Source organism: Stenotrophomonas sp. STEN056, from assembly GCF_056759635.1.
In genome coordinates this window covers 1-277 of the sequence record NZ_JBRRDL010000076.1, presented here as the reverse complement: position 1 = coordinate 277, position 277 = coordinate 1, and the positions used below count along the sequence as shown (strand labels likewise).

General features: G+C 64.6%; 1 pseudogene. It reads right to left on the bottom strand.

The features are described 5' to 3' along the window. Window positions 1-277 (bottom strand): annotated as a pseudogene (locus tag ACVOLO_RS18065) (autotransporter adhesin YapN); the annotation flags it as partial.

Below are 277 nucleotides of genomic sequence, written 5' to 3'. Positions count from 1 at the left end.
GAAATAGCGCTGCGTGCCTTCGGCCACATCAGCAACGACATCCAGCTGCGATTTGTTCACCGCATCGGTGTCTTCGGTACCGGCGGCGACGTTGGTGATCTGGCGCTCGGCGCCGGCCTTGCCCACCGACACGGTGTTGGCACGATCAGCCACCGAATCCGCACCGAGGGCAATGCTGCTGTCGGCATCAGCTTGTGCGCCGGCACCCATGGCCACGCTGCGCTCACCGTTTGCAGCACTGGAAGCACCGGCTGCCAACGCATAGTCCGCGCCTGCA